The following is a 275-nucleotide window of genomic DNA, read 5'->3' as shown; positions in this document are numbered from 1 at the left end:
CCTCGTCGTCGACAAGGGCATCTCGATGGCGCACCTCAAGACCTCGGGGTCGGCATCATCGGTGCCGGCCGCGTGGGTCCCGTCATCGGTGCTGCCCTCGCCGGCGCGGGACACGCGATCACGGGAATCACGAGCGGATCGGATGACGACCGGGCGTCAGCGGTGCTGCCGGACGTTCCGATCCTCGATGCGCTCGAGGTCGTGCGTCGGAGCGAGCTGGTCGTGGTCGCCGTGCCACACGACCAGCTGCCTGCCCTGATCGCGGGCATCGCCGA

1 protein-coding gene is annotated in these 275 nt (G+C 69.8%); it reads left to right on the top strand.

The annotated features are described in order from the left end of the window. Positions 1–275 (top strand): NAD(P)-binding domain-containing protein (locus R0J87_RS20150; RefSeq protein WP_498888471.1); only part of this gene is annotated, 275 nt, incomplete at both ends.

Source organism: Halomonas sp. SIMBA_159 (assembly GCF_046536035.1).
GTDB classification, from domain to species: Bacteria; Pseudomonadota; Gammaproteobacteria; order Pseudomonadales; family Halomonadaceae; genus Vreelandella; species Vreelandella venusta_A.
This window is presented reverse-complemented; position numbering and strand designations above follow the sequence as displayed.